Origin of the sequence: Cyanobium sp. Cruz-8D1, from assembly GCF_024345975.1 — a bacterium.
Classification (GTDB): domain Bacteria; phylum Cyanobacteriota; class Cyanobacteriia; order PCC-6307; family Cyanobiaceae; genus Cyanobium.
The window spans coordinates 1-1,937 of sequence record NZ_JAGQCD010000105.1; the positions used below are offsets into that span (position 1 = coordinate 1).

Below are 1,937 nucleotides of genomic sequence, written 5' to 3' on the forward strand. Positions count from 1 at the left end.
GGACGTGGGGGATGGAGACGTGGTGGCAGTACGGGTTGGCGGTGGTGGGGAGTGTGGTTCTGGCGGTGGCGGCCTATGGGCTGGTGGAGCAGCCGGTACGCCGGTATCCGCTGCAGTGGTGGTGGGAACTGGGACTGGCGCTGCTGGCGGTGGTGGGCCTGTGGATGGGGATCGAGGCGTTGCATCACCAGTTCCGGGGCAAGTGGTTCGTCGGCAGTGACCCCACGCCGGTCCCCCGTCACGAACGTGTTCAGGATTGGAATCCCACCATTCCAGGAACTCTGATTGATAAGACCTGTACCCTCGATTACTGGAAGCCCTACGGCCCGGAATCACGGCCCAATTACGATCGCTGCCAGAAGCCAGGCCGGCCTGGTGCTGGAGAGATCTTTCTGCTGGGTGATTCCCATGCCCAGCATCTGCTGCCGATGCTCGATCTGGTGACCCGTCGCACCGGTCAGAGAATCACTTTCTCGAACAAGCCTTCCTGCTTCCTTGATCCGGCGCTTACCTTACAGCTAAGCCAAAAGCCCTATCAGCCCTGTACTGATTTTGCTGTCGGTGAAATGGAGCGAGCCATTGAACGGCTCAAGCCAGGGGATATCGTCATGATTTCAAGTAACCTTCACAACTATCTCGGCAGCGTCCATGCCAGCGGCTCTGAGCTTGAGACGCCGGCACGGCTGGACGGCAAGCCACTCAATATCTCCGAGTTGCGTCGTGCTCACCTGGCTTCGATGCAAGCTTATGCTTTGCTTCTGAGCAAAAGAGGGATTCAGCTGGTGCTGGTGGTCGATACGCCACCCTTGTCTCAGGACATTGTATTCTGCCCGAAAGGTTCCCAGAGAAGTTGTGCTTTTGATGCCGAAATTACTTCGGCCAGGCAGAAACTGATTGCATCCATCCTCAATGAGGTGGCCGTAGGCTTCAAGAACGTTCATGTTTTTGATCCCACCCAGGCACTGCTTGATTCTTCTGCAAAAGTACGCTATCGCGATGCAAAAGGAAATGTGATCTACTCTGATTCCCACCACCTGAGCATGACGGGTAGTCGCTCCCTGGCGGAGCCGTTTGAGCGCTTCCTGGTGGCGTCCGGTCTGATCCCGGCGTCAGCCCGCTGATGGTGGCCGCGATCGCCAGCAGCAACCCCGTCGCCTCCCCAGACAAGGGCTCGTCGTCTGGGCGCTTTGCCTACCGGCCGGACATCGATGCGCTGCGTGGTGCGGCGATGCTGGCGGTGCTGGTGTTCCACCTGAACAAGGGGTGGTTGCCGGGCGGGTTCACGGGAGTGGACGTGTTTTTTGTGATTTCGGGCTATGTGGTGATGGGCTCGTTGCTGGGCCAGGCCAGCAAGCCGCTGTGGCCGCGTCTGGGGACGTTCTACCTGCGGCGTGTGCGGCGCTTGCTGCCGAACCTGCTGGCGTGCCTGCTGGTGACAAGCCTGGCGGTGGCGATGTTGATTCCGCCGCTGGAGAGCGGCGCGTATTTCAACGCGGCCTTGAAGGCGCTGTTCGGGTGGTCGAACAACTACCTGATGGGTCAGATCGATTACTTCAACCCGGATGCGGATCTGAACCCGTTCCTGCACACCTGGTCGCTGGGTGTGGAGCAGCAGTTCTACCTGGTGTTTCCGCTGCTGATGCTGGGGATCGGCTATGGGGTGCGGCGGAGCGTGCCGCTGCTTACGGCGCTGATCGTGCTGTCGCTGGGGGCGAGCTGGTGGTGGACGCAGAACGCACCGATGGCGGCGTTTTTCCTGATGCCGAGCCGGTTGTGGGAACTGACGATCGGCTCGTTGCTGCTGGTGGCACAACGGCGTGGGCTGCTGGGGGCGAGCTGGATGAAGGGCCGGTGGCTGCGTCTGGTGGGTGGAGCGCTGCTGTTGTGGGCGGTGGTGGCGACATCGGAGCGTGAAGGCTTTCCGTTGCCTGGTGTGC

At 60.6% G+C, this 1,937-nt stretch carries 2 protein-coding genes; both read left to right on the top strand.

Annotation, left to right across the window (positions count from 1 at the left end; genetic code table 11):
- Nucleotides 1–1,121 (top strand): SGNH hydrolase domain-containing protein (locus KBZ33_RS21380; RefSeq protein ID WP_261362598.1); only part of this gene is annotated, 1,121 nt, incomplete at its 5' end.
- A partial coding sequence (locus KBZ33_RS21385) for an acyltransferase (protein WP_255012033.1) occupies nucleotides 1,121–1,937 on the top strand: 817 nt, incomplete at its 3' end. The genes KBZ33_RS21380 and KBZ33_RS21385, both read left to right, overlap by 1 nt.